The sequence below is a fragment of the Coprobacillus cateniformis genome (genome assembly GCF_009767585.1).
GTDB lineage: Bacteria > Bacillota_I > Bacilli_A > Erysipelotrichales > Coprobacillaceae > Coprobacillus > Coprobacillus cateniformis.
Map to the genome: position 1 here is coordinate 2397583 of NZ_WSNW01000001.1, position 25630 is coordinate 2423212.

Annotated in this window: 25 protein-coding genes and 1 pseudogene; 22 read left to right on the forward strand and 4 right to left on the reverse strand. The window is 32.1% G+C overall.

Annotation, left to right across the window (positions count from 1 at the left end):
- Nucleotides 1-127 precede the first annotated feature (127 nt).
- The 14 genes from GQF29_RS11750 (at nt 128) to GQF29_RS11815 (ending at nt 11302) form a co-directional block, all read left to right on the forward strand.
- A complete protein-coding gene (locus tag GQF29_RS11750) occupies nt 128-418 on the forward strand; it encodes a hypothetical protein (RefSeq protein WP_008787521.1) in 291 nt (96 codons plus the stop codon).
- A complete protein-coding gene (locus GQF29_RS11755) occupies nt 418-900 on the forward strand; it encodes a peptidylprolyl isomerase (RefSeq protein WP_008787522.1) in 483 nt (160 codons plus the stop codon). Before GQF29_RS11750 ends, GQF29_RS11755 begins: the two co-directional genes overlap by 1 nt.
- Nucleotides 900-1160, forward strand: coding sequence for a glutaredoxin family protein (locus GQF29_RS11760; protein WP_008787523.1), 261 nt, complete (start codon nt 900-902; stop codon nt 1158-1160). The genes GQF29_RS11755 and GQF29_RS11760 overlap by 1 nt, the downstream gene beginning before the upstream one ends.
- Entirely contained in the window at nt 1160-2155 is a 996-nt protein-coding gene (galE, locus tag GQF29_RS11765; protein ID WP_008787524.1) for a UDP-glucose 4-epimerase GalE, read from the forward strand. The genes GQF29_RS11760 and galE overlap by 1 nt, the downstream gene beginning before the upstream one ends.
- A gap of 52 nt (nt 2156-2207) precedes the next feature.
- On the forward strand, nt 2208-2477 hold the full coding sequence (locus GQF29_RS11770) for an acylphosphatase (protein WP_008787525.1): 270 nt from the start codon (nt 2208-2210) through the stop codon (nt 2475-2477).
- A gap of 248 nt (nt 2478-2725) precedes the next feature.
- Entirely contained in the window at nt 2726-4906 is a 2181-nt protein-coding gene (gene nrdD / locus GQF29_RS11775; RefSeq protein WP_008787526.1) for an anaerobic ribonucleoside-triphosphate reductase, read from the forward strand.
- Nucleotides 4907-4908: 2 nt separating this feature from the next.
- Nucleotides 4909-5430, forward strand: coding sequence for an anaerobic ribonucleoside-triphosphate reductase activating protein (gene nrdG / locus GQF29_RS11780; RefSeq protein WP_008787527.1), 522 nt, complete (start codon nt 4909-4911; stop codon nt 5428-5430).
- A 171-nt stretch (nt 5431-5601) separates the two neighbouring features.
- Nucleotides 5602-6216, forward strand: coding sequence for a GyrI-like domain-containing protein (locus GQF29_RS11785; protein WP_008787528.1), 615 nt, complete (start codon nt 5602-5604; stop codon nt 6214-6216).
- A gap of 29 nt (nt 6217-6245) precedes the next feature.
- Nucleotides 6246-7004, forward strand: coding sequence for an exodeoxyribonuclease III (locus GQF29_RS11790; protein WP_008787529.1), 759 nt, complete (start codon nt 6246-6248; stop codon nt 7002-7004).
- Nucleotides 7001-7540 carry a phosphodiesterase gene (gene yfcE, locus GQF29_RS11795; RefSeq protein ID WP_008787530.1) on the forward strand — a complete coding sequence of 180 codons (540 nt, stop codon included), beginning with the start codon at nt 7001-7003 and terminating at the stop codon, nt 7538-7540. The genes GQF29_RS11790 and yfcE overlap by 4 nt, the downstream gene beginning before the upstream one ends.
- 66 nt (nt 7541-7606) lie before the next feature.
- The gene (locus GQF29_RS11800; RefSeq protein ID WP_008787531.1) at nt 7607-8317 is read left to right on the forward strand and encodes a GntR family transcriptional regulator; all 711 of its coding nucleotides are present in this window, start codon (nt 7607-7609) and stop codon (nt 8315-8317) included.
- Between the two features lie 155 nt (nt 8318-8472).
- Entirely contained in the window at nt 8473-8970 is a 498-nt protein-coding gene (tnpA, locus tag GQF29_RS11805; protein WP_008790923.1) for an IS200/IS605 family transposase, read from the forward strand.
- Between the two features lie 260 nt (nt 8971-9230).
- Nucleotides 9231-10628 carry a PTS sugar transporter subunit IIC gene (locus tag GQF29_RS11810; RefSeq protein ID WP_008787534.1) on the forward strand — a complete coding sequence of 466 codons (1398 nt, stop codon included), beginning with the start codon at nt 9231-9233 and terminating at the stop codon, nt 10626-10628.
- Nucleotides 10629-10786: 158 nt separating this feature from the next.
- Nucleotides 10787-11302 (forward strand): PH domain-containing protein, encoded by a 516-nt coding sequence (locus GQF29_RS11815; protein ID WP_008787535.1) that lies wholly within the window; start codon nt 10787-10789, stop codon nt 11300-11302.
- 14 nt (nt 11303-11316) lie between these two features.
- Here the strand turns inward: GQF29_RS11815 and GQF29_RS11820 are convergent, their stop codons facing one another.
- Nucleotides 11317-11997 (reverse strand): response regulator transcription factor, encoded by a 681-nt coding sequence (locus tag GQF29_RS11820; protein ID WP_008787536.1) that lies wholly within the window; start codon nt 11995-11997, stop codon nt 11317-11319.
- Nucleotides 11998-12203: 206 nt separating this feature from the next.
- Between GQF29_RS11820 and GQF29_RS11825 the strand changes: the two genes are divergently transcribed.
- The 3 genes from GQF29_RS11825 (at nt 12204) to GQF29_RS11835 (ending at nt 15569) form a co-directional block, all read left to right on the forward strand.
- Nucleotides 12204-14282, forward strand: a complete 2079-nt coding sequence (locus tag GQF29_RS11825; protein ID WP_008787537.1) for a glutamine synthetase III family protein — start codon at nt 12204-12206, stop codon at nt 14280-14282.
- A gap of 78 nt (nt 14283-14360) precedes the next feature.
- The gene (locus GQF29_RS11830; RefSeq protein ID WP_008787538.1) at nt 14361-14822 is read left to right on the forward strand and encodes a GNAT family N-acetyltransferase; all 462 of its coding nucleotides are present in this window, start codon (nt 14361-14363) and stop codon (nt 14820-14822) included.
- Nucleotides 14823-14921: 99 nt separating this feature from the next.
- A complete protein-coding gene (locus GQF29_RS11835; RefSeq protein WP_008787539.1) occupies nt 14922-15569 on the forward strand; it encodes a YczE/YyaS/YitT family protein in 648 nt (215 codons plus the stop codon).
- A gap of 4 nt (nt 15570-15573) precedes the next feature.
- On the opposite strand, the gene GQF29_RS11840 is transcribed toward GQF29_RS11835, so the two are convergent.
- Entirely contained in the window at nt 15574-15996 is a 423-nt protein-coding gene (locus GQF29_RS11840) for a VanZ family protein (RefSeq protein ID WP_008787540.1), read from the reverse strand.
- Between the two features lie 59 nt (nt 15997-16055).
- A pseudogene (locus GQF29_RS11845) lies at nt 16056-17472 on the reverse strand (glycoside hydrolase family 1 protein).
- A 170-nt stretch (nt 17473-17642) separates the two neighbouring features.
- Here GQF29_RS11845 and GQF29_RS11850 point away from each other — a divergent pair.
- Entirely contained in the window at nt 17643-18155 is a 513-nt protein-coding gene (locus tag GQF29_RS11850; RefSeq protein ID WP_008787542.1) for an HD domain-containing protein, read from the forward strand.
- A gap of 184 nt (nt 18156-18339) precedes the next feature.
- On the opposite strand, the gene GQF29_RS11855 is transcribed toward GQF29_RS11850, so the two are convergent.
- The gene (locus GQF29_RS11855; protein ID WP_017143896.1) at nt 18340-20199 is read right to left on the reverse strand and encodes an ABC-F family ATP-binding cassette domain-containing protein; all 1860 of its coding nucleotides are present in this window, start codon (nt 20197-20199) and stop codon (nt 18340-18342) included.
- 150 nt (nt 20200-20349) lie between these two features.
- Here GQF29_RS11855 and GQF29_RS11860 point away from each other — a divergent pair, with 150 nt between their 5' ends.
- The 4 genes from GQF29_RS11860 to GQF29_RS11875 all read left to right on the forward strand — a co-directional run bounded on the left by GQF29_RS11860 (nt 20350) and on the right by GQF29_RS11875 (nt 25590).
- Nucleotides 20350-22269, forward strand: a complete 1920-nt coding sequence (locus tag GQF29_RS11860; RefSeq protein ID WP_008787544.1) for an aconitate hydratase — start codon at nt 20350-20352, stop codon at nt 22267-22269.
- Nucleotides 22269-23261 carry an isocitrate/isopropylmalate dehydrogenase family protein gene (locus tag GQF29_RS11865; protein WP_008787545.1) on the forward strand — a complete coding sequence of 331 codons (993 nt, stop codon included), beginning with the start codon at nt 22269-22271 and terminating at the stop codon, nt 23259-23261. The genes GQF29_RS11860 and GQF29_RS11865 overlap by 1 nt, the downstream gene beginning before the upstream one ends.
- A 12-nt stretch (nt 23262-23273) precedes the next feature.
- The gene (locus GQF29_RS11870) at nt 23274-23951 is read left to right on the forward strand and encodes a GntR family transcriptional regulator (RefSeq protein WP_008787546.1); all 678 of its coding nucleotides are present in this window, start codon (nt 23274-23276) and stop codon (nt 23949-23951) included.
- Nucleotides 23952-24342: 391 nt separating this feature from the next.
- Nucleotides 24343-25590: a PTS sugar transporter subunit IIC gene (locus GQF29_RS11875; RefSeq protein ID WP_008787547.1), complete on the forward strand. Its 1248-nt coding sequence runs from the start codon at nt 24343-24345 to the stop codon at nt 25588-25590.
- The last annotated feature ends 40 nt before the right edge of the window (nt 25591-25630 follow it).

Genomic DNA, 25630 nt, shown 5'->3' on the forward strand with positions numbered 1-25630 from the left:
ACGCTCCTTTTTTAAGTTTTCTTTCTTTTATTCTAACACACTTCATTTTTAATGAAAACGGTTACAGTATAATTATAGTGAAATTTATTTAAAAAAATGATATGATGTTTACAGAGGAGGGCAAAATATGGAAGTTGGATTAATTATTATATTATTTTTATCAAATGCTTTAGCATTAGATTGCCTTTATAACCATAGAATAAAGACGACAGGTGCATTGATTATTCTTAATTTGTGCTTAACTGTAGCGTTAGCTTATCAGTTTAAACAAATGGAGAAGATATTCTATTTATTATTAGGATGTGCAGGATTGGTTGCTTTATTTTTTGGGGTTAAATTATATTTGAAAAAGAAAAAAGATGCACCAATTATCATTGATGCTACTGATCGAATTATTGAAGAAAAAGAGGATAAATAATGGAAACAGTGAAATTTGAAATTGAAATGGAAAATGGAAAAATGATGTCAGGAGAATTATATCCAGATGTTGCTCCAATAACAGTGAAAAACTTTATAAGTTTAATTGAAAAAAATTTTTATGATGGTTTAATCTTTCATCGTGTGATTCCTGGATTTATGATTCAGGGTGGTGGATTAGATGCTCAAATGAAAGAAAAAGCATGTCCATCAATTAAAGGTGAGTTTCGCAGTAATGGTGTTCAAAATGATTTATTGCACACACGTGGTGTTTTATCAATGGCTCGTACAATGGTCAAAGATTCAGCGAGTTCACAATTCTTTATTATGCATGATGTTGCACCGCATTTAGATGGCGAATATGCTGCTTTTGGTAAAATTATAGATGGATTAGATGTCGTTGATGAAATTGCAAGTGCTCAAACAAATTTTCAGGATTGTCCAAAGACACCAATTGTGATAAAAACGATGAGGTTAATATAATGAAACTTTTTTATCTGGAAAATTGTCCACACTGCCAAAGAGCGAGAAACTGGATGCAGGAATTGTATGTGGAAAATCCTATCTATAAAGAAATTCTGATTGAAATGATTGAAGAATCAAGAGAAGTAGAATTGGCTGACTCTTATGATTATTATTATGTTCCTTGTTTTTTTGATGGAGATCAAAAGTTACATGAAGGTGTTGCTAGCAAGGAAATTATACAGAATATTTTCGATGATTATTTAAGGAGGAAAAAATAATGAAAATATTAGTTACTGGTGGAGCAGGGTATATTGGAAGTCATATTTGTGTAGAATTACTTCAAGCTGGGCATGATGTTGTTGTGATTGATGACTTTTCAAATTCACAGCCTGAGGTTTTGGAGTATATTCATGAAATTACAGGAAAAAATGTTCAGTTCTATGAGTTTAATATTTTAGATGAAGCAAAAACTGAAAAAGTTTTTCAGGAAAATCAACTAGATGCAATTATTCATTGTGCAGCATTCAAAGCAGTTGGAGAATCAGTATCAAAACCAATTGAATATTATACAAATAATCTCATGACAACTTTAATTGTTACAAAAATGATGAGAGATTATCATGTCAATAATATTGTTTTTAGTTCTAGTGCAACTGTCTATGGTGACCCAAAAGTTGTGCCTTTAACAGAAGACTGTCCACTAGGAGAAACAACAAATCCATATGGAACAAGTAAGGCTATGATGGAAAGAGTGTTAACTGATGTTCAACATGCTTATCCACAAATGTCAGTTACATTACTGCGCTATTTTAATCCGATTGGGGCACATGCTTCTGGATTAATTGGAGAAAATCCTAAAGGCATTCCTAATAACTTAATGCCATATGTTATGAAAGTGGCAACTGGGGAATTATCATGTTTAGGTGTTTTTGGTGATGATTATGACACTCCTGATGGAACAGGAGTTCGTGATTATATTCATGTTGTTGACTTAGCAAAAGGACATGTTGCAGCAATTGAAAAATACAGTCAGCCAGGAGTTCATATTTGTAATTTAGGAACTGGAAAAGGCTATAGTGTATTAGACATTGTAAAGGCCTTTGAAAAAGTCAATGGTGTTAAAGTCAATTATGAGATTAAAGCAAGACGTCCTGGAGATATTGCAACTTGTTATGCTGATCCAACACGTGCAAAAGAAGAACTTGGCTGGGTTGCTGAAAAAACTTTAGAAGATATGTGCCGTGATACTTGGAACTTTGCTAAAAAACATTAAAAGAGCTTGGCTCTTTTTTTCTTTGTGATAAAATAAAAAAGAGGTGATGTTTATGGTTAGGAAACACTATGTTTTTCATGGGCGTGTACAAGGTGTAGGTTTCCGTATTACGGTTTATCAGGTGGCCTCACGCTTAGGTTTAACTGGATGGGTAAGAAATCAATCTAATGGAAATGTGGAGGCATGTTTTCAAGGTGAGGAAAGACGTATTGATCAGTTAATTGAGCATATGCAAACAATTCGGTATATTCATATTGATAAGATGGAAATAGAATTATTGGATGTTTTAAATAATGAGCATTCTTTTGAAATTAAATACTAGATATCCTCATAGGTACATGGTATCTGTAAAATGAAATAAAAAAATTAAAATAGAAAAAGTATTGATATATTCAATGCTTTTTATTTTATGAATAAAAAAGCTGAAAATTTTGCATGACCTATCGTTCATATTGCTTTATAATAGAGAAAGCGTGTGTTATGATGACATAGCGAAATATTTCATAACAAATGAATTTGTTAAAATAAAACTGCTGTTATATTTTCGAAGAGTGAGGGAGGAAATGAAATATGAAAATTATTAAGCGAAATGGTTCAGAGGTCAGTTTTGATGAACTCAAGATTACAGCTGCAATAGAAAAGGCAAATGCTGAGGCTGTTGAGACAGAAAGATTATCTGATGAGGATATTGACAACATTACAAATAATGTGAAATATCAATGTGAAAAAATGCGACGTGCATTAAGTGTTGAAGAAATTCAAAACTTAGTTGAAAATGAAATTATGAAATTAAATGCTTTTGCAGTTGCAAGAAAATATATTACATATCGTTATAAAAGAGCGTTAGTGCGTAAAGCGAATACAACAGATGAACAAATTTTAAGTTTAATAGAGTGTGATAATGAAGAAGTCAAACAAGAAAACTCTAATAAGAACCCAACTGTGAATAGTGTTCAAAGAGATTATATGGCTGGTGAAGTGAGTAAAGATATTACAAAACGTTTATTATTACCAGAACATATTGTCAAAGCTCATGAAGAAGGGATTATTCATTTCCATGACTCTGATTATTTTGCTCAGCATATGCATAACTGCTGTTTAGTAAACTTAGAAGATATGTTACAAAATGGAACTGTTATTAGTGAAACGATGATTGAAAGACCAAAGAGTTTTTCAACTGCTTGTAATATTGCAACACAAATTATTGCACAGGTTGCAAGTTCACAGTATGGTGGTCAAAGTATCAGTTTATCTCATTTGGCTCCTTTTGTTGACGTGAGTCGCCAAAAGTTTAGAAAAGAGGTGCGTGAGGAATTTGACCAAGAAGGAATTGAAGTGAGTGATCAGCAAGTCAATGAATTGGCTGAATACAGAGTTCGTAAAGAAATCAATCGTGGTGTACAAATGATTCAGTATCAAGTCATTACTTTAATGACAACAAATGGACAAGCACCATTTGTAACGGTTTTTATGTATTTGAATGAAGTTGCTGATGGACAAACAAAAGATGACTTGGCTTTAATTATTGAAGAAACTTTAAATCAAAGAATTGTTGGAGTTAAAAATGAACAAGGGATTTATGTGACACCAGCATTCCCAAAATTAATTTATGTTTTAGAAGAAGATAATATTACTGAAGGAAGTAAGTATTGGAATTTAACAAAATTAGCAGCAAAATGTACTGCAAAACGTATGGTTCCTGATTATATCTCTGAAAAGATAATGAAAAGCTTAAAAGTTGATAAAAATGGGGATGGGCATTGTTATACATGTATGGGATGTCGTAGTTTCTTGACACCTTTTGTTGATCCTGAGACACAACGTGCAAAATATTATGGACGTTTTAATCAAGGCGTTGTGACAATCAATTTAGTTGATGTTGCGTGCTCTTCTAAGGGCGATATGAAGTCTTTTTGGCGTATTATGGATGAAAGATTAGATTTGTGTAAAGAAGCGCTTATGTGCCGTCATGAACGTTTAAAAGGGACACCTAGCGATGTTGCACCAATTTTATGGCAATATGGTGCATTAGCAAGACTTAAAAAAGGTGAAACTTTAGATAAATTATTATATGGTGGATACTCTACAATTTCTTTAGGTTATGCGGGACTTTGTGAATGTGTAAAATACATGACTGGAAAATCACATACTGATCCTGAAATCACACCATTTGCTTTAGAAATTATGCAACATTTAAATGATAGATGTAATGAATGGAAACAACAGGAGAATATGGATTTTAGTTTATATGGTACACCAATCGAATCTACAACATATAAATTTTCTAAATGTTTACAAAAAAGATTTGGAAAAATTCCTGGTGTGACTGATAAAAACTATATTACAAATAGTTATCATGTCAATGTAACTGAAGAAATCGATGCATTTGAAAAATTAACATTCGAATCACAATTCCAAAAACTATCACCAGGTGGAGCAATTAGTTATGTTGAAGTACCAAATATGCAAGATAATTTAGATGCTGTTTTAACTGTTATGAAGCATATATATGATCATATTATGTATGCTGAATTAAATACAAAGAGTGATTATTGTATGGAATGTGGATACGATGGAGAAATTCAAATTAAGGAAGATGAAGATGGAAAATTAATTTGGGTTTGTCCAAGTTGTGGAAATACAAATCAAGACAAGATGAGTGTGGCAAGACGTACATGTGGATATATTGGTACGCAATTCTGGAATCAAGGTAGAACACAAGAAATTAAAGAACGTGTTCTTCACTTATAATTATGTATTACGCAACAATAAAAAAGGTTGATATTGCCAATGGAACGGGAGTGAGAGTCTCACTCTTTGTTTCTGGTTGCACACATCATTGTCCAGAATGCTTTAATGAAGTTGCTTGGGACTTCCACTATGGAGAAGAATTTACAAGTCAGACAATTGATGATTTGATTGAACTTATGAGACAACCACATATTCAAGGTTTAAGTTTGCTGGGTGGAGAACCCATGGAACCGACTAATCAAGAAGGATTATTACCATTATTACAAAAAATGCATCAGGAACTTCCTTCCAAAGATGTTTGGTGTTATACTGGCTATGATTTAGAAGATCTTTTAGAAGGTGGACGGGCACATTGTTTTGTGAGTGATGAACTTTTAAGTTATATTGATGTTTTAGTGGATGGACCTTTTATACAGGCTGAAAAAAATATTCGTTTGAAGTTTAGAGGGTCAAATAATCAACGTGTGATTGATATGAAGAAAACACGTGAACAAAATCAAATCGTTTTATGGGATGAGAAATAATCTTTAGGGGAACCTAAAAGGTTATTTTTTTAGTCGTTAAGTTGAATAATTTATTATTTGTGTGAAAAATGAAAATTATTATCTTTAAAAATAAAAAAATCCTAAAAATAGGGTGGAAATTTATCTTGAAATTATATATAATGGTAAGGCAATGAAAGGAGGAATTCTCCAATGAAAGAAGGCATAAGAAAAGAGTATAAAGCACAATATGATGCTTCAACTAGAAGAATAGATGTTGTTGATGTGCCAGAATTCAATTTCATTATGATTGATGGAATCGGAAATCCTAATGTAGAAGAGTTTAAATTAAAATCTGAAGCTTTGCATTTATTATCTAAAGCTATTAAGGATTACTTTAAGCAAGAATTAGATTTATTATATTTGATATCACCTTTAGAGGGATTATGGGATACGTATGATAATAGTCAATTTGATGTCACAAGAAAGAAAATGATAAAGTTTACTTTAATGATTGCTCAGCCAAAGGTTTTGAATGAGGAAACATTTGAGAAGATTAAAGAGTATGTAGCTGCTAAAAAAGACAATCCATATATTGTTGATGCATATTTAAAGAAGTATACTGAAGGCAAATGCGTTCAGATGTTACATAAGGGTGCGTATAATACAGAGATTGATACAACAATTCAAATTATGGAGTATATTACAATTCAAAATATGAAGTTAATTGGACTCCATCATGAGATTTATTTGAATGATCCAGAGAAGGTATCGCCAGATAAATTAAAAACAATTGTCAGATATGCTATTGAGGAAGAGGGGGTATAACCCCTTTTCTTGTTAAGGAGGAGATTATCATGTTATTTGTATCGTGGAATGTTAATGGATTAAGAGCTTGTTTGAAAAAAGGTTTTGAAGATTTTTTTAAGGATGTTGATGCTGATATTTTTGCTATTCAGGAAACGAAATTACAAAGAAATCAAATTGATTTAGAGTTTGAAGGATATACTTCTTATTATAATGATGCAATCAAGAAGGGGTATAGTGGCGTTGCTATTTATACAAAGAAAGAACCAATGAATGTTATATATGGTATGGGAATTGAAGAACATGACCAAGAAGGAAGATTAATAACACTTGAATTTGAAAAGTTTTATTTTGTTGCTGTTTATACGCCTAATTCAAAAAGAGAGTTAGAAAGATTAGATTATCGTCAAGTTTGGGAAGATGCCTTTAGACAGCATGTTCAAAAGCTTAAGGAATCTAAACCGGTTGTCCTATGTGGTGATTTAAATGTTGCACATAATGAGATTGATTTAAAAAATGATAAAACCAATCATAAGAATGCTGGTTTTACAGATCAAGAAAGAGCAAAGTTTAGTGAATTATTGAATTCAGGATTTATTGATACTTTTAGATATAAATATCCTGAAACTGAAATGTATTCTTGGTGGTCTTATATGTTTAAGGCAAGAGAAAAGAATGCAGGCTGGCGTATTGATTATTTTGTTGTATCAGAAGATTTAAAAGAGAATATTAAGGATGCTTATATCTATACTGAGATTATGGGATCTGATCATTGTCCAGTTGGAGTTGAATTGGAGGGGTTAGAATGAAATGTATGATTGTTTCTGATATTCATGGTTCTTATGAGGATTTCAAAAGGATTGTTGAAATCTTTGAAGAAGAGCATATGGAGCAGTTTATATTATTAGGTGACTTATTATATCATGGGCCAAGAAATCCACTCCCTGAGGGTTATAACCCTAAAGAAACGGCTGTTTTATTGAATCATTATAAAGATAAAATTATTGCTGTGAGAGGGAACTGTGATGCAGAAGTAGACCAAATGGTTTTGGATTTTCCAATGCGTGCAGATTATACGCAATTATATATAGATGGACATCGTTTCTTTGTGACTCATGGTCATTTGTATAATGAAGATGAGATGCCATTATTAAATCAAGGTGATATTTTCATGTATGGTCATTTCCATAAACCAGTTGCAAAATTAATTGATGGTATCGTTATTTTTAATCCATCATCAATATCTTTGCCAAAAGCTGGAGTCAAAAGTTATGGAGTTTATGAAAATGATGAGTTAAAGATTTTTTCATTAGAAAAAGAGTTGATTGAAAGTATAAAATTATAAAAATATATAAAAAAACCGTGAAATCAAAGTAAAAGTATGGTATTTTTATATTGGTGAGGTGAGAGTATGGCAAAGTATAAAGATATTGCAGATGATATACGTGAAAAAATTAAAAATCAAGAATATACTTTTGGTCAAAAACTCCCTTATGAATATGTTTTATGCATGAGCTATCATTGCAATAAGGAAACAATGAAAAAGGCATTGGATATTTTGGTCAAAGAAGGATTGATCATTAGAAGACGTGGAGCAGGAACATTTGTAAAGGATTACGATAGTTCAATCGAAAATGCAACAAATAAATTTGCCCGTGGATTAACTGCTAAATATGAAGGTATTAAAGAAGTAACTAGTCAAGTATTGGAATTTGAAGTTATACCTGCAGATGAGCATTTATCTAAAAAATTACAGATTGAACCTGGAGATTTTGTTTATCATATTATTCGTTTAAGATTTTTAGATAAAAAGCCACATCTTATCGATATAAGCTATATGCCAATTAGTTTAATTCCAAATCTAAAATTAGAGCATTTGAAAGGCTCAGTTTATGAATATATTGAAAAAGTTTTAAAATTAAAAATTCAAAGTTGTCATTTAACAATTAATGCAGCTTTATCAACACCATTGGAACAACAATATTTAGAATTGAATGAATATGAACCATATATTCAGGAAGAACAAATCTCATATTTGAGTAATGGAGCTATTTTTGAATATACATTAGCACGTCATCATTATGCAGATTTCGAATTTCAAACTATCGTTGTACAACAGTAAACCTATGAGAAATCATAGGTTTTCTTTATTATAAATTGATACCACGTGTTATACGCGTGGTAAAGATTTTAGCTTTAGCGTTGTGTAAAAAAGCCTCCAATGATAAGATAGGTTTGGCCTGGCAGCTAAACAAAATCATCAGAGGAGGTCGTCTAATGAAAGACACAAACAGTTTATCACATACGTCATACAGATGTAAATATCATATTGTCATAGTGCCAAAATATCGAAGGCTCATTATTTACAATAGGTTGAAAAAAGATGTTATCAACATATTGGTTATGCTTATCAATAGGAAACCGGATGTCAAATTGATAGAGGGACATGCATGTCCAGATCATATACATATGTTATTGGAAATACCACCCAAATATGCAGTATCGGATTTTATGGGGCAGTTAAAATCAAAATCAACATTAATGATATTTGACAGACATGCAAATTTGAAATACAAGTTTGGGAGTAGACATTTCTGGGCAAAAGGATATTTTGTGGATACAGTTGGAAAAAATGAGAAAATGATAAGGGAATATATACAAAATCAATTGCAGGAGGACAAATTATATGATCAGATGAGTTTAAAAGAGTTTATAGACCCGTTTACGGGTGAGCCAGTAGAAGAAGGCAAAAAGAAAAAGCCCTTTAAGGGCTAGCCAGTAAAGACGTTGCGGCTGTCAGGCTTCGATAGGTGAAGACCTCCGCAACAAAAGACCCTTATAGGGTCTGTACATACCACTTCTTTTAGGCGTGGTTATGATTACGCATAAAATGTCGAAAAAAAATCAAAACAAATTATAGCCTAAAATGGTACTTTTTTTGAAAAGTACCATACTTTTGTTTTAAAAGCATTGACTTTTTATAAAATAAATCTTATACTATTAGTGTCAAAAATATTTTAAGGGAGGAAAAAAATATGGACGCTTTTGCTGATAAGCTTGGACGCGTTGGTGCTTGGTGTGGTCAAAATAAATATTTAGGCGCAATCAAGAACGCATTCCAAAACTTCATGCCAGCAACTATCGCTGGTGCTATCGGTGTACTTTGGACAAACGTTTTAGTTAATGATAACGTTGTCGAAGGTAACGCACAAGGTCTTGGTGGAATTTTTGAACCAATTATGGCTTTAAAACCTATCAATGACGTATTTGCTGCAATTTCTTTTTGTACAATCTCATGTATTTCAATTGGTATCGTAATGTTAGTAGCTCAAGAAATCGGAGAAGCTAATGGTGAAACTGGTGCTTTCCCTGCAGTTCTTGGATTCATGTCATGGGCTGTTGTTACTCCAACTACAACAAACATCTGGCAAGGTACTGATGCTTTAGCATCTGGTGCTGTATTACCAGCTGGAACTGAAGCTATCACTACTGTAGGTGGTTTCGAAGGTAGTTATTTAGGAGCAACTGGGTTATTTACTGCATTATTAGTAGGTATCATCGCTCTTGAAATCTATAACTTATTCCGTAAGATGGACGCATTAAAAATTAAAATGCCTGAACAAGTACCACCTGGTGTTGCTCGTGCATTCGAAGTTTTAATTCCAACTTTCTTAACTTTATTAGTTGTAGGTACTATTGGATGGTTAGTGAAATTAGCTTCAGGTTCATACTTGAATGACTTAATTAAAACTTCTGTTCAAGAACCATTAATGAATATCATCGGTGACAATGTAATCGCTGTTATGTTCATGTATGTACTTATCTCTTTATTCTGGTTAGTAGGTATTCATGGTAACAACATGTTAGCTGCTGTTAAAGAACCAATCTTCAAACCTATGTTATATGCAAATACTGCATTATTTACAGATGGTAAATCAGTTCCTTTAACTCCAGAAATTAAAGCTCATGGATACTATACATTCAACCTTGGTATGATGCAAATGTTTGCTGAATGGGGAGGTTCTGGGGTAACTTTAGGTTTAGTTATTGCAATCTTTATCTTCTCTAAACGTGAAGATAACCGTGCAATCGCTACATTATCTATCGTTCCTGGTTTATTCAACATTAATGAAACTGTAACATTCGGTATTCCATTAGTATTAAACCCAATCTTAGGTATTCCATTTATCTTAGCTCCAGCACTTTGTATCGGTCTTGGATACTTGTTAGTAACTATGAAATTCTGTCCACCAGTTGTACTTGAAGTACCTTGGACAATGCCACCAATCTTGTTAGGATTCTTAGCAACAGGTGGAAACATTATGGGAGCTGTAAGCCAAATTATTGCAATTGCTTTTGCAACAGTAATTTATATCCCATTCTTAATTGCTTACGAAAAATATCAAAACAAACAAGCTGCTGCTGCAGAATAAGATTTGTAAGATAGTAAAAATTAAAGGGACGGTACACACCGTCCTTTTTTAATAAAAAATATCTCTTTTCTATCTGACCAATAGGATAATGTTTGTAATGAATAAGCGTTGTTATTTGGTAATAAATCATGTATAATAGAAAAGAAAGTGAGGCTTTTATGGAAAAAGAATTTAAAGTCAGAATGAACGTTGCAACGATCATATTCTTATGTGCATATGCATTATATACAATCTATGTTGCCGTGACTAAGGATATGAATACATTCATAACAATAGCAATATTTGGTGTACTATGTTGTATTTTCTTCTTAGGATTTAGACCATATAAATATATCATAGGAAAGAAGAGTTTATCTATACATTATCGTTTATGGAGAAAACGTCAAGTTGATTTGATGGAATGTGAAACAATTTGTGATCCAGTTTCTCGTTGGGCTGATATTGCAACAAGACCACATGCTATTGAAATATATACAAATACAAAAAAACGTTATTGCTGCTTCCCTAAACAACGTGTAGAGTTCGTAGCAGCTGTTATGAAAGAAAATAAAAGAATTCACTGTACAGTGAAAGCATATACTGATGTTCATAGACAATTAGAAAAACAACAACGTAAAGAAAAAAGAAAAGCAGAAAAAAAAGCTGCTAGAGAAAAGCAAAAGGAATCAGATTAATCATCCGATTCCTTTTAAAATGCCATTTTGTAGCTATCTTTACCAAAACGTTTAATATATTCTTGATCATTATTAATGAGTCTTAATTTCATGATAAGATTACTCATCAGTCCAGGAATTGAAGTTCCATCTTCATAAATAGATGAACCCCACACTTCTTCAAATAGATAAGAAATAGAAAAAGGCTGATATGGGTGAGAAATAAGAATTGTTAATAGTTTAAATTCGTTTTTAGTAAGATTAAGCGGTTTGTTTGCACATGAACAAGTTCTTGCTGTTGTATCTACAACAATATCTTTAAATCTATAAATACGTCTTGGTTTCAAAATCCCATTTTTATAGACTGATTGTATTTTTGATTCTATATCCTTGAGTTTATATGGGATCGTGACATAATCATCTGCTCCTGCATTTAGTAATGACTCTAAATAATCTGATGATAATGTATCACTAATAACAATGAGAATTGGCTGTCCACGTAATTTGGTCTGAACAAGAAATTCATTCGTTTTTAATCTAGGGAACTCATCTTCAATAATAATACAATCATAACTATGATTTTCATAATATTCTTCAAGTTCCTTGAATTGAATAACCTGATTACAAAGATATCCTTTATCTTCCAGAAATGCTTTTATTTGATCATTCGCTTCCTTATGGCTATGAATGATTAATGCTTTAAATTGACTAAACATAATTTTCACCTCTGCATATAAGTATAATCTTTCTTTTTAAAAATACAATAGGAATATAAATATATTTATATCAATATTTCAATATTATAACGATGTTGACATGCCTACACAAAGGCTATATAATAGCCTCAAAAACATTGATTATTTTGTGTAGACAGAGTCGACATAAATTGATACAATGGGTGATGACAAGGGGGAACTAATCAATGGATATGAATGAATTACTAGAAGATTATGGCTGTTTAACATTTAGTGATGATGTTATGAAAGAACGTATTCCTAAATCTACTTATAAAGCTTTTCATGAGGCTCTAGATAATGGAGAACCTTTACCTAAAGAAACTGCAACAGTTATTGCTAATGCAATGAAAATCTGGGCTGTTGAGAATGGTGCAACTCATTTTACGCATTGGTTTACACCAATGACTGGTTTAACAGCAGAAAAACATGATGCTTTTTTAGAACCAGATGGGAATAAAGCTTTACTTGAATTTAGTGGAAAAACGTTAAGAAAAGGGGAGCCAGATGCATCTTCTTTCCCATCAGGAGGATTACGTGCAACTTTCGAAGCAAGAGGATATACTGCTTGGGATTGTACATCTCCAGCATTTGTAAAAGATGGTTCGTTGTATATCCCAACATTATTTTGTTCATATACAGGAGAGGCGTTAGATAAAAAAACACCTTTATTAAAAGCAGTTGATGCTTTGTCAAAAGCATCATGTGAATTGTTGCCTTTATTAGGTTTGGAAGGTGTTACACAAGTTAGTGCATCTGTAGGAAGCGAGCAAGAATATTTCTTGGTTGCTGATGAATATTATCAAAAGCGAATGGATTTAAAATTAACTGGTAGAACTTTATTTGGAGCTATGGCACCAAAAGGTCAGGAGTTAGAGGATCATTATTTTGGAAGTATTAAACGTAAAGTTTCAGCTTTTATGAAAGAATTAGATAAAGAATTGTGGAAGTATGGGATTCCATCAAAAACAAAACATAATGAGGTTGCTCCTGCTCAGCATGAAGTTGCATGTGTTTATCGAAATGTAAATATTACAACAGATAATAATCATCTTCTCATGCAATTAATGCAAGATATTGCAAAAAAGCATGGTTTAAGATGTCTATTGCATGAAAAACCATTTGAAGGAGTCAATGGTTCTGGTAAACATGATAACTGGTCAGTTATCACAAATACAGGTGTGAATTTATTTAATCCAGGAGATAATCCAGCGAATAACTTACCTTTTATTGCTGCATTAGCTTGTACAATTAAGGCAGTAGATGAATATGCAGATTTATTACGTATGTCTATTGCTAGTGCTGGTAATGATCATAGATTAGGTGCTAATGAAGCTCCCCCTGCAATTATTTCAATGTTTTTAGGAGAAGAACTAGATAAATTAATTGATGCAATTGTTGATGGAAAAGAATTAGAGGACATCAATACTGGACGTTTCCAGACAGGTGTATCAGTTGTTCCAGATTTTTCTAAAGATAATACTGATCGCAACAGAACATCTCCATTTGCTTTTACAGGGAATAAATTTGAATTTCGTGCAGTTGGTTCATCACAATCTATTGCAGGACCAAATACAATTCTTAATACGATTTTGGCTGAAGAAATGGGAATTATGGCTAAAGAAATTAAAGGTGGAAAAACACCAATGGAAGTCATTAAGGAATTCCTTTCAGAGCATCGACGTATTATTTTTAATGGCGATGGATATTCTGCAGAATGGGAAGCTGAAGCAGTAAGACGTGGATTAGCTAATCATAAAAATACAGTAGATGCTATGAAATGTTTGAAAGAAGAAAAAAATATTGAAATGCTAGATAGACAAGGTGTTTATTCTAGAATTGAGTTAGCATCACGTTATGAAATATTATTAGATAATTATAATAAAGCAATACAGGTAGAAGCTCTAACTGCAAGTAAGATGGCGAGAAATGAGATTTATCCTGCTGCTCTTGCTTATTTAAAAGAGTTAGCATCAACAGCATTAAAAGTAAAACAAACTGGTGTTGATAACGGCTTCTTAGTAGATGATGTTAAAGTGCTATCAGAATTAATTTCAGATATGAAGATAAAAATGGAAAATTTAGATACTGAAATTATCAGAGCGCAGGCCTGCGATGCTGATATCATGGATCAATCTATTATTTGGAGAGATGGTGTATTTGCAGCAATGAATGCACTGCGTGAAACAGTAGATATTATTGAAACAAAAGTTGATGAAAAATATTGGCCAATGCCAACATATATGGATTTGTTATTTGGAATCTAACTGATAAGGAGTTAATGAACTCCTTTTTTAATTCATGATTTTGTGGTATAATATTTTTCAAAGGAAGGAGTGGGTAAAATGAAAACAAGACTTTATATGCCAACTGATTTAGAAGTTGTTCTGAAGTTATTTTATGATAATGTACATTCTGTATGTATAAATGATTATGCTAAGGAACAATTAGATGCTTGGGCGCCTCAAGATCCAGATATTTATCGTTGGGAGGCATCCTTAAATAAGAATCATACTTTAGTTGTTGAAGAAGATGGGAAAATTATAGGCTTTGGTAATGTAGGGGAAACTGGATATTTAGACAGACTCTATGTAAGTCATGAATATTTACATCAAGGTGTTGCTTCGCTTATTTTGGAGCAGTTAGAAAAGTATGTGAGGGCAAAGGGAATTGCTTTTATAAATACTGCTGCTTCTATTACATCTAAACCCTTTTTTGAAGCGAAGGGATTTATTGAATTATCAGAACAAACTGTTGAAAGAAGAGGTGTCAGATTAAGACGTTACTTAATGGAAAAGAAACTTTAGTTTCTTTTTTTCTATTTTGAAAACTTTTTTCATTTTGTGAAATAATTGAGACAATTTCATGAGATTCTATATAATAGATAACACTGTGGAGGAAGAAGTATGAATGTAAAAAGTAAAAGATATATATTGATTGTTTTGGCATTTATGATTGTTGGAACAGGCTGTGCATTTACACTGAAATCAGGAATTGGAGTTGGAGCTTGGGATGCAATGGCAAAATCAGTATCAGATTTAATTGGTATTGAGGTTGGAACAATGGGGATGATCTTTAATTGTACTTGTGTTGTTGGTCAGATTATTATCTTAAGAAAGAAATTTAGATGGATTCAATTATTACAGATTCCTCTGAGTGTTTTATTAGGGATGGTTATTAATTTTGTGTTTTATGAACTTTTAATTTTTGAATTTCAATCATTTGCAGGTGGGATTATTATGTATATCATAGCAAGTACTGTTTGTGCATTTGGAGTTTCCATTGTTATGTTATTAGATGAAGTTACATTTGCATTAGAAGGATTTTGTATGGCTTTAACAGATATCATTCCAGTTAAGTTTCATGTTGTCAGACAGGCAGCAGATGTTATCAGTGTCTTAATTGTTGTGATATTAACACTTATATTTAATATTTCATGGTCTATTGGGATAGGAACAATTTTAGGAATGTTGACTTTTGGTCCTACACTTGGTATCTTTATGAAAATATTTAAACCCATTCTAAAGAAACAAGGTTTATTAACTTATGAATAAAGTGCTATTCTTGCGAATAACACTTTTTCTTTTTAATGAAATAAAAGAGAATAATGGCGATTATTCCACCTGTCGTATCAATCATGACATCAGCCAATTGACCAGACCTCCCAACAATAAATAATTGATGAAACTCATCACTACAAGCATATAGAAACGTTGCAGACAAAGAGAAAAGGAGAACTTTTTGCAATATGAATTTATTCTTAGAAAACCCATAAATAAAAGTGAATGTGAGTAAGGCATATTCGCCCATATGAGCCATCTTTCTTATAATCAGTTCTGGAACAATAATATGTAAATGATTCTCAAGCCAATTGACAATATATGTACTCAAACCAGATGATTCAGTTCCTGTTTGATGTGAAAACCAAAAGATAATAATCATAAATAGTATAGATGGGATAAAATATTTTATTTTTTTCATGGTAGCACCTCTTGATATATTATAAAAGAACTTGTCATAACTGACAAGTTCTCATCTTATTAATCTGTTAAATCTTCACCATTTGTAGCAATAACTTTTTTTATACCAATAGAAAGAGTCTTTTCTATATCTATCTAATGTTTTTAAATCAAATTCTTCTCTATCTACATAAATAAAACCATAACGTTTTACCATACCCTCATGAGTAGAAATTAAGTCAATTGCAGACCAAGGACAATATCCCATCATTTCACAACCATCACTAATTGCTAATTGAACTTGTTCAATATGTTTTCTTAGATATTCAATTCTATATGGATCATGTACTTTTCCGTCTTCTAATTTATCATAAGCACCTAATCCATTTTCAGTAACAATCATTGGTAAACGATATCTAGAATACATTTCACGAATAGTTGCTCTAAATCCCATAGGATCAATTTCCCATCCAAATTCAGTTGTTGGTAAGTGAGGGTTTCTAAATCCTTTGAACATTCCTTTTTCACCACGAGCTGTTTGTTGATCAGCTGCACCATCACATTCAACAGAACCATCTTCCCATTCACAAGTTGCTGTATTATAGTAGTTAAAACCAATAAAGTCAGGATGTCCACTCTTTAAAGCTTCTGCATCACCTTCAGCAAAATCAGGAGTAGCATCATGTTCTTCTAACCAAGCCCATACTAAATTGTTATATACACCATAAACTGCCATATCTAAATATAACCAGTTTCTCACAGCATTATAGTTTTGTGCAGCTAAGTTATCTTCTGGTTTACAGCTTGCTGGATAAACTAATGAGATATTTGGTGCGGGTCCAATTTTCGCTCCTGGTAACATCTCATGACATAATGCCATTGCTTTCGCCTGAGCAACTAACATATGATGGTTTTGCTGATAGATTTCTTTTAATTCATTTGTACAACCTTCAGGTATAGTTAATGTACCAATAACTGGTCCAACTAATGTTAACATATTTTGTTCATTGATTGTTAACCAGTATTTCACTCTGTCACCAAAGTTTTCATACATAACTTTTGCAAAGTTTAAGAACCAATCAACTGATTCTCTATTAGACCAAGAACCACGTTCATCTAATGCAGCAGGCATATCGAAATGGAACATTGTGACTAATGGTTCAATACCATATTTTAAACATTCATCAATCAGATTGTTATAATACTCAATTCCTTTTGGATTGACTGCTCCTGTTCCTTCAGGGATAATTCTTGACCAAGAAATAGAAAAACGATAAGTTTTGAATCCCATTTCAGCCATTAAAGCAATATCTTCTTTATATCTATGATATTGATCTGCACAAACTGTTAAATCAGATGTTCCTTCTGGTACTTCTTTAACATCTTGACAAGAAGGTCCTTTTCCGTCTTCTAAATTTGCACCTTCTACTTGATATGCAGAAGTACTTGCTCCCCAAAGAAAATCTTGAGGAAATGGTTTTAAGTTTTTGTGTAACATTATTCATTCTCCTTTGCATTTTATTTACATTGTCATTATACATAAAAAGATGGTTTGAATAACGTTCTTTCATTTTGTGAAAAAAGTTTTTAAGATATGAAAATAATCATGAATTTATTTGCAAATAAGAACATATATTTGTACAATAGATATACAAAGAGGTGAAAACTGTGAAAAATATATATGCAATCATACAATTAAATGAACATGGTTTTGATATCTTAAACTCCAAGAATATGCAATTAGAAAAAACATTTATACAACATGGTAGGTTAAGCACATATAATCACTCTTTGTTTGTTGCTTATATGAGTCTTTGTATAGCTGGAAAACTTCGTATCAAAATTAATGAGCGGAGTCTTGTCCGTGGAGCACTTCTTCATGATTATTTTCTCTATGATTGGCATATACCATCAACTGAAAATAGACGTCATGCGTTTGATCATCCTCGTCGTGCATGGGAAAATGCGAGTCAAGATTTTGAATTAACTGAATGTGAGAAAGACATTATTTTGAAGCATATGTTTCCGCTCACATTAAAACTGCCAAAATATCGTGAGAGTTATATTGTTTTATTAGCTGATAAATACTGCGCTATTTATGAAACATTAGCATGGAAGCGGACAAAGAGGAAATTATCTTTTTTAGAAGATTATTTAGGCAAGCAGACAATCATTTCTTAAGCATCATAAGATGCTTTTTTTGTTCATTTTATGGCTCTTAACAAACTATCTTGTTATAAATCAAGGCAATTTATCAGTTTCATATCTTTTTTGGATTGTCATCCGTTTAACTTATGCTATATTTCAGATATAAAAAATCTTGCTTTGAACAAGAGAAAATAAAAAGTTGGATAATAATATCCAACTAAGACTGTAACTCTTCCCATGTTTCTAATAATTGTTCTAATTGATATTGAGAATCATCTATACATTTTATAGTTTCATTATATTTTTGATAGTCATTTAATATCTCTTCATTATGAAGAGATTCATTATATTGACTTATTTTTAATTCAAGTTCAGAAATTTGTTTTTCAATCTTTTTGATTTGATTTTGTTGTTTACGAGTCTCTGACTGACTTTTCTTTTGTTCAAGATATGAAGTGTTTTTTTCTTTTTCAACCTTAACTTCATTTTTATGATCTAGATAAGTTGTATAGTTACCAGAATATGTATGTGAGCCATGAGCAGTCATTTCAACCACTTTTGTAGAGAGCTTATTAATAAAATAACGATCATGACTAATAAAAAGAATTGTTCCTTGAAAAGACATTAAAGCATCTTCTAAAACTTCTTTTGATTCAATGTCTAGATGATTGGTAGGTTCATCAAGGACAAGGAAATTACATCTTGATAACAGTAACTTCATTAAAACAACACGACCACGTTCGCCACCAGATAAAACATCAATGGTTTTAAAAGCGTCATCGCCTTTGAATTGAAATGAAGCACAGGCACTTCTAATTTCAGTGTTATTCATTTGAGGATATGTATCACTAATCTCTTGAAATATTGTTTTGTTGAAAGAGAGTGATGTATGTTCTTGGTCATAGTACCCAATCATGACTTTACTACCTAATTTGATTTTTCCACTTTTTTGAGAAAGGCGCCCTAATAGAATTTGAAAAAGTGTTGTCTTCCCAATCCCATTAGGTCCAATTAAAGCGACTCTTTCTTGTTTCTTCACTTCAAAATGAATATTTTCAAACAGTGGCTGATCAAAAGCCATAGCTAAATCTTTGACTTTTAAAACATCATAACCTGATTCTACAACAGGCTGAAACTGAATCTTCATGGATTGAGGTAAGGCATCAGGTCTTTCTACTTTTTCCATTTTTTCTAAGGCTTTTTCTTTACTTTCAGCACGTTTAACTTGTTTTTCACGATTATATGATTTTAAAAGATCAATACTTTCCTGCATTCTTTTGATTTCTTTTTGATTATCTATATAATGTTTTAAATCAACTTCACGATTATGCTTTTTTATAATAGCATATTCTTGATATGAGCATTTATATAAGGTTGATTTTCCGTTTTCTATTTCAATAATTTGATTCGTGACTTGATCAATAAAGTATCTATCATGAGAAACCATAATAATCGCATGAGGATAACTTTTAAGATAAGCTTCTAACCATTCAATAGATTCAACATCTAAATGATTGGTTGGTTCATCAAGTAAAAGTAAACTTGGTTTTAACAACAATAATCTTCCTAATGCAATTCTGGTTTTTTGACCACCAGATAAAATACTCATTGTCATATTCCAAGTCTCTTCTTCAAAGCCAAGCCCCTTTAAGACACCTTTAATTTGACTTTGATATGTATATCCACCATCTCTTTCAAACTCATAAGAGAGTTGGTCATATTCTTTCATAATAGAATCTAAATCTTGAGTTGTTGTCATGAGTTGTTCTAAAACGCGGAGACGTTCTTCTTTTTTGATAAGTGGTTGAAATACATTGAGTAAGGCGTCATAGACTGTTAATTGAGGATCAATTGTATTATGTTGAGATAAATAGCCAATCGTTGATTCTTTGGACTTAAAAATATCACCACTATCATAAGATTCTTCTTCACAAAGAATTTTAAGAAGTGTTGTTTTTCCAGCACCATTAACACCAATGATAGCTAATTTATCATGTTCTTCAATTTTAAAAGTTATATCTTTAAGCAAATCAATCCCTTGGAATGATTTCTTTAAAGATGAGCAAGCTAATATCATTTTTATCACCGCAACTATTGTAACATATTACACCCTATATTTAAAATAAATATTTGTTGTTATCAAAATCTGCTAAAAAATAAAATAATAATATTGATTGTATATACTCTATAATGTATAATTGTATACAATAAAGAAAGGTGGGGTTATATGAATTTAGCATATAAGATTTTAAGTTCACATTTAAAAGAGGGGAAACTTGTTCCGGGAGAACAAATTTGTATACAGATTGATCAAACACTTACACAGGATTCAACTGGAACGATGGCATACTTACAGTTAGAAGCTATGGAAGTGGGACATGTAGCGGTGGATAAAGCAGTGGCGTATATTGATCACAATATGTTACAGACTGGATTTGAAAATATGGATGATCATGAGTTTATTCGTAGTGTGGCTAAAAAACATGGAATTACATTTTCTAAGCCAGGAAATGGTGTATGTCACCAACTTCAATTAGAAAACTTTTCTAAACCTGGAGAAACATTAGTGGGAAGTGATTCACATACACCAACTTGTGGAGCAATGGGAATGATTGCGATTGGAGCAGGGGGATTAGATGTTGCTGTAGCAATGGCAACAGGAAAATATTACTTACAATGTCCATCAGTGATTCAAGTCAATTTAACTGGTCAAAAAGCACCATGGGTTAGTGCGAAAGATATTATTTTAAAAGTTTTACAAGAATTAAGCGTTAAAGGTGGCGTTAATAAAATTGTTGAATATACAGGTGAAGGAATTGCAACACTGTCTTTAACTGATCGTGCAACAATTTGTAATATGGGAGCAGAACTTGGTGCAACAACTTCAGTTTTTCCAACTGATAAAAGAACTCTTGAATATTTAAAACAACAGGGTAGAGAGAATGATTATGTTGAAATGAAAGCTGATGCTGATGCAACTTATGATCAGGTATTAGAAATTGATATGTCTACATTAGAGCCTATGGTTGCAAAGCCACATAGTCCAGATGCTGTTGTTCCAGCTAGAGAATTAGAAGGAATGGCTATCAATCAAGTTGTTATTGGATCATGTACGAATTCATCATTTGCTGATATGATGAGAGCTGCTAAAATCTTAAAAGGGCGAAAAGTTGCAGAGCATGTTTCACTTGTTATTGCACCTGGTTCTTCAAGTATTCTAGCAATGCTATCAGAGAATGGAGCTTTGGCTGATATGATTCAGGCTGGCGCAAGAATTCTTGAATGTGGATGTGGACCTTGCATTGGTATGGGGCAGGCACCATTATCAAAGGGTGTCTCATTAAGAACGATTAATCGTAATTTTAAAGGACGTTCTGGAACAAATGATGCAGGTGTTTATTTGGTTTCACCAGAAGTTGCTGCACTTTCAGCTGTGAAAGGATGTTTTTCATCAATGTTTGAAGATGATATGTATTTAGAGGAAGTTCCAAGTACACCATTTATTAAGAATGCAAACTTCTTTATTAATGATTACGATCCTTATACAGAGGTTTATATGGGACCAAATATAAAACCTGTTCCAAGAGGAGAAAAATTAGCAAAAAATATTCAAGGAAAGATGGTGCTTAAAGTTGGAGATAATATTTCAACAGATCATATTGTTCCTTCAGATTCTAAATTATTACCTTATCGTTCAAATGTTCCTCATTTGGCTAAATTCTCTTTCTGTAAAGTTGATGATCAATTCTATCATCGTGCAATTGAAAATGGTGGAGGATTTATTGTTGGAGGAGACAATTATGGTCAAGGTTCTTCAAGAGAACATGCAGCATTAGTTCCTAATTACTTGAAAATCAAAGCTATTTTTGCCTTATCATTTGCGAGAATTCATAGATCAAACTTAATTAATAATGGAATCTTACCATTGATAATTGATCAAGTAGGATATGATTTCTTCAATGATCAAGATGAATATGTTTTATTAGATGTCAAAGATGCAGTAGAAAATGGGACAGATGTGACTGTTCAAAATATAAATACAAAAGAAACTATTGTTGCCAAGTTATCATTGGCACCTAGAGAAAAAGTAATGATTTTACAAGGTGGATTATTAAATGCAATTAAAGAGTTAGGGGGAGATTTTTAATGAAAGCAGTTTTAATACCTGGAGATGGCATTGGACCAGAAATTGCAAAGAGTGTCGAAAATATTACCGAGGCAATGAAATTAGATATTGAATGGATCACATATCAGGCTGGGGCTGAATATGCCACAACGACAAAAGAAGTTTTTGAACCAGGATTGGTTGATGCGATAAAAGAATATAAATGGGCATTAAAAGGTCCAACTGCAACACCAATTGGTACTGGATTTAGAAGTGTTAATGTTGCTTTAAGACAACAGTTTGCAACCTATGCAAATGTAAGACCAATTCGTTCATTTAAGGGAATTGATTCTAAATATGAAAATATTGATTTGGTTATGATAAGAGAAAATACTGAAGATTTATATAAAGGTATTGAATATATGATTAATGATAATATGGCGAATGGTATTAAATTAATTACACGTGAAGCGAGTGAAAAGATTTGCCGATATGCTTTTGAGTATGCTAAAATGAATAATAGACACAAAGTGACAGCTATTCATAAAGCAAATATTATGAAATATACAGATGGACTTTTTTTGGAAGCATTTAGAGATGTTGCAAGAGATTATCCAAATATCGAAGCACAAGAAGTTATTGTTGATAATATGTGTATGCAGCTTGTTCTAAGACCTGAGACATTTGATGTTTTGGTTGCACCTAATCTATATGGTGATATCGTTTCAGATTTATGTGCAGGATTAATTGGGGGATTAGGGTTTGCTCCTAGTGGTAATATAGGAGACGAATATCGTATTTATGAAGCTGTTCATGGAAGTGCTCCAGATATTGCTGGTCAAAACATTGCAAATCCAAGTGCTTTATTGTTAGCTTTTGCATTGATGTTAGAAGCAATGGGGAAATTAGAAGAAGCGAATCAGTTAAGAGATGCTTTAGCAGCAGTTGTTGAGGAAGGAAAAATCGTAACTCCTGATATTGGAGGAACTGCAACAACGACTGAATTTACTCAAGCTATTATTGAAAAATTATAGGAGGAAAATTATATGCCGTCACACAGTTTGTTTGATCAGGTATCGCACGGCTCTTTAGGAAATAAGATATTTGATATATTGAGGGATCGTATTTTAAATGAAGAATATGAGAATGGACAAAAACTCAATGAATTATCTTTAGCGAATGAATTAAAAATCAGTAGAACGCCAATTAGAGAAGCATTAAAACAATTAGAATTAGAGGGTTTGGTGGAAAGTATTCCTAATAAAGGTGTTTATGTCAAAGGGTTTTCACCAAGGGATATAGATGATATGTTTGAAATTCGTTTGGCTTTAGAAGGGCTTGCTATTCAATTAGCAATTGATCGTATGGATGAAATTCATTTGGTTAAGATTAAGGATGTTTTTGAATTGATGGAGTTCTATACTGGAAAAAAAGAACAAGAGAAAATTAATGATTTAAATATTCTTTATCATGAGACAATCTATCAGGCAACTCAGTCACAATATTTTGAACAATTATTAAAAGATGTTCATTATTATGTTTCTGTGACAAGTCGTCATTCTATTACACAACCTGAAAGATTAGAAACAGCATTAAAGGAACATAAAGCTATTTTAGATGCTATTATTGCTAATGATAAAGAACTTGCTAAAGAAACAATTCAAAAACATATTAGAAAAACTCAAGTTTTGGTTAGAAAATACTATACAAATAAAGGTAAATAAAAAAGGCTCTATTTGGTCAAATGATCAGATAGAGTCTTTGCTTTGCATTCATAATGAATATATAGAAAGATATCTATCATTAATTAATAATCCTGGTATGGTGTATAACTGCTAAAGGAAATGTTCTAACATATAGCATAATAAATATAAACTTTTGACTTATCCTATTCCTCTTTATTTTTTGATAAATTACTCATTCAACTTTTTTTCAAAGAGAAATTCATCAATTTTTCAGTATAGAAAATATTGTTGAATATAAATATGATAATAATGTATTAACAATATAATCTAAATAATTAAACATTATATCCTTTACTTTAAAACATTATTATGATAATATGGAGTTAAGAAAGGATCTGAATAACAAATTCAGAGGAGAGGATGAAGAAATATGAAGAAATTTATGTCATTTATGGAAGATAAAGTTGCTCCAATATTTGCTAAATTAGCGACAAATCCCTATTTAACAGGTATTAAAGATGGTATGATTGCAACTGTCCCTTTCACTATTTTTGGTAGTTTGTTTATTATTATTGCACAGTTTCCAAATGATACATGGGCGAAAATTGTCGAACCATATAAGGCTATGTTGAATGTTCCAAATCAAATGACGATTGGTATCATTGCTTTGTTTGTTGCTTTTTCAGTTGGATATAACTTGTCAAAATCTTTTAAACAAGACCCATTAATGGGAGGTATCATTTCATTTATTGGATTTATGATTTTACAGGTTGATGAAGAATTTGCTATGGCAACTACATATTTTGGTTCTAAGGGGATATTTACAGCGCTTTTGGTTGCTATATTCTGTGTTAAAATCTTACAATTGTTTGTTGAACATAACTGGGTTATTCGTTTTCCAGAAGGTGTTCCACCTGCAGTATCTAAATCTTTTTCAGCATTAATTCCAAGTATTGTAGCTTTATCAATTCTTTTCATTTTACGTTGTGTACTGGGAATTCAAATACCAGAACTTGTTACACAATTGTTCTCACCATTAGTCTTTGCTTTAAATTCATATCCTGGTATTTTGGTTTATATGGTTGTTTCACAATTATTATGGTGTGTTGGTATACATGGTCAATCTGTTTTAAATGCGGTAGGTACACCAATTTTTACAACATTCATTACTGCAAATACTGAAGCATTCTTGGCTGGACAGCCAATTCCTTATATTACTGCATTAGGTTTCATTCCTTGGTTTGTGAGTTTAGGTGGAGCTGGTGCAACATTGGCTTTAGTTATCATCATGTGCCGTTCAAAAGAAAAATCTTTGCGTACTTTAGGACGTTTATCATTACCAGCAGGTATTTTTGAAATTAATGAGCCTGTGACATTTGGATTACCAATCGTTATGAACCCTGTTATGATGATTCCATTTGTATTAATTGATGCCATTTTAGTTACTGGAACTTATTTCTTGATGTTCTTTAATATTATTGGTCGACCTGTTGTGCAGATTCCTTGGATTATGCCTCCAGTTATAGGTTCTTATCTTGCAACAGGAGGAAATATTCCTGCTGCCGTTTGGGCACTCTGTGGAATCGTCATTGCTGGTATTGTTTACTATCCATTTGTAAAGATTGTAGAACGTGAACGTTTAGCTGCTCAAGAAAATGGAACAGAAGCAACTGAATAATATAAAAGACTTGAGATGGTTGGGGCAAACTCTCAACTTT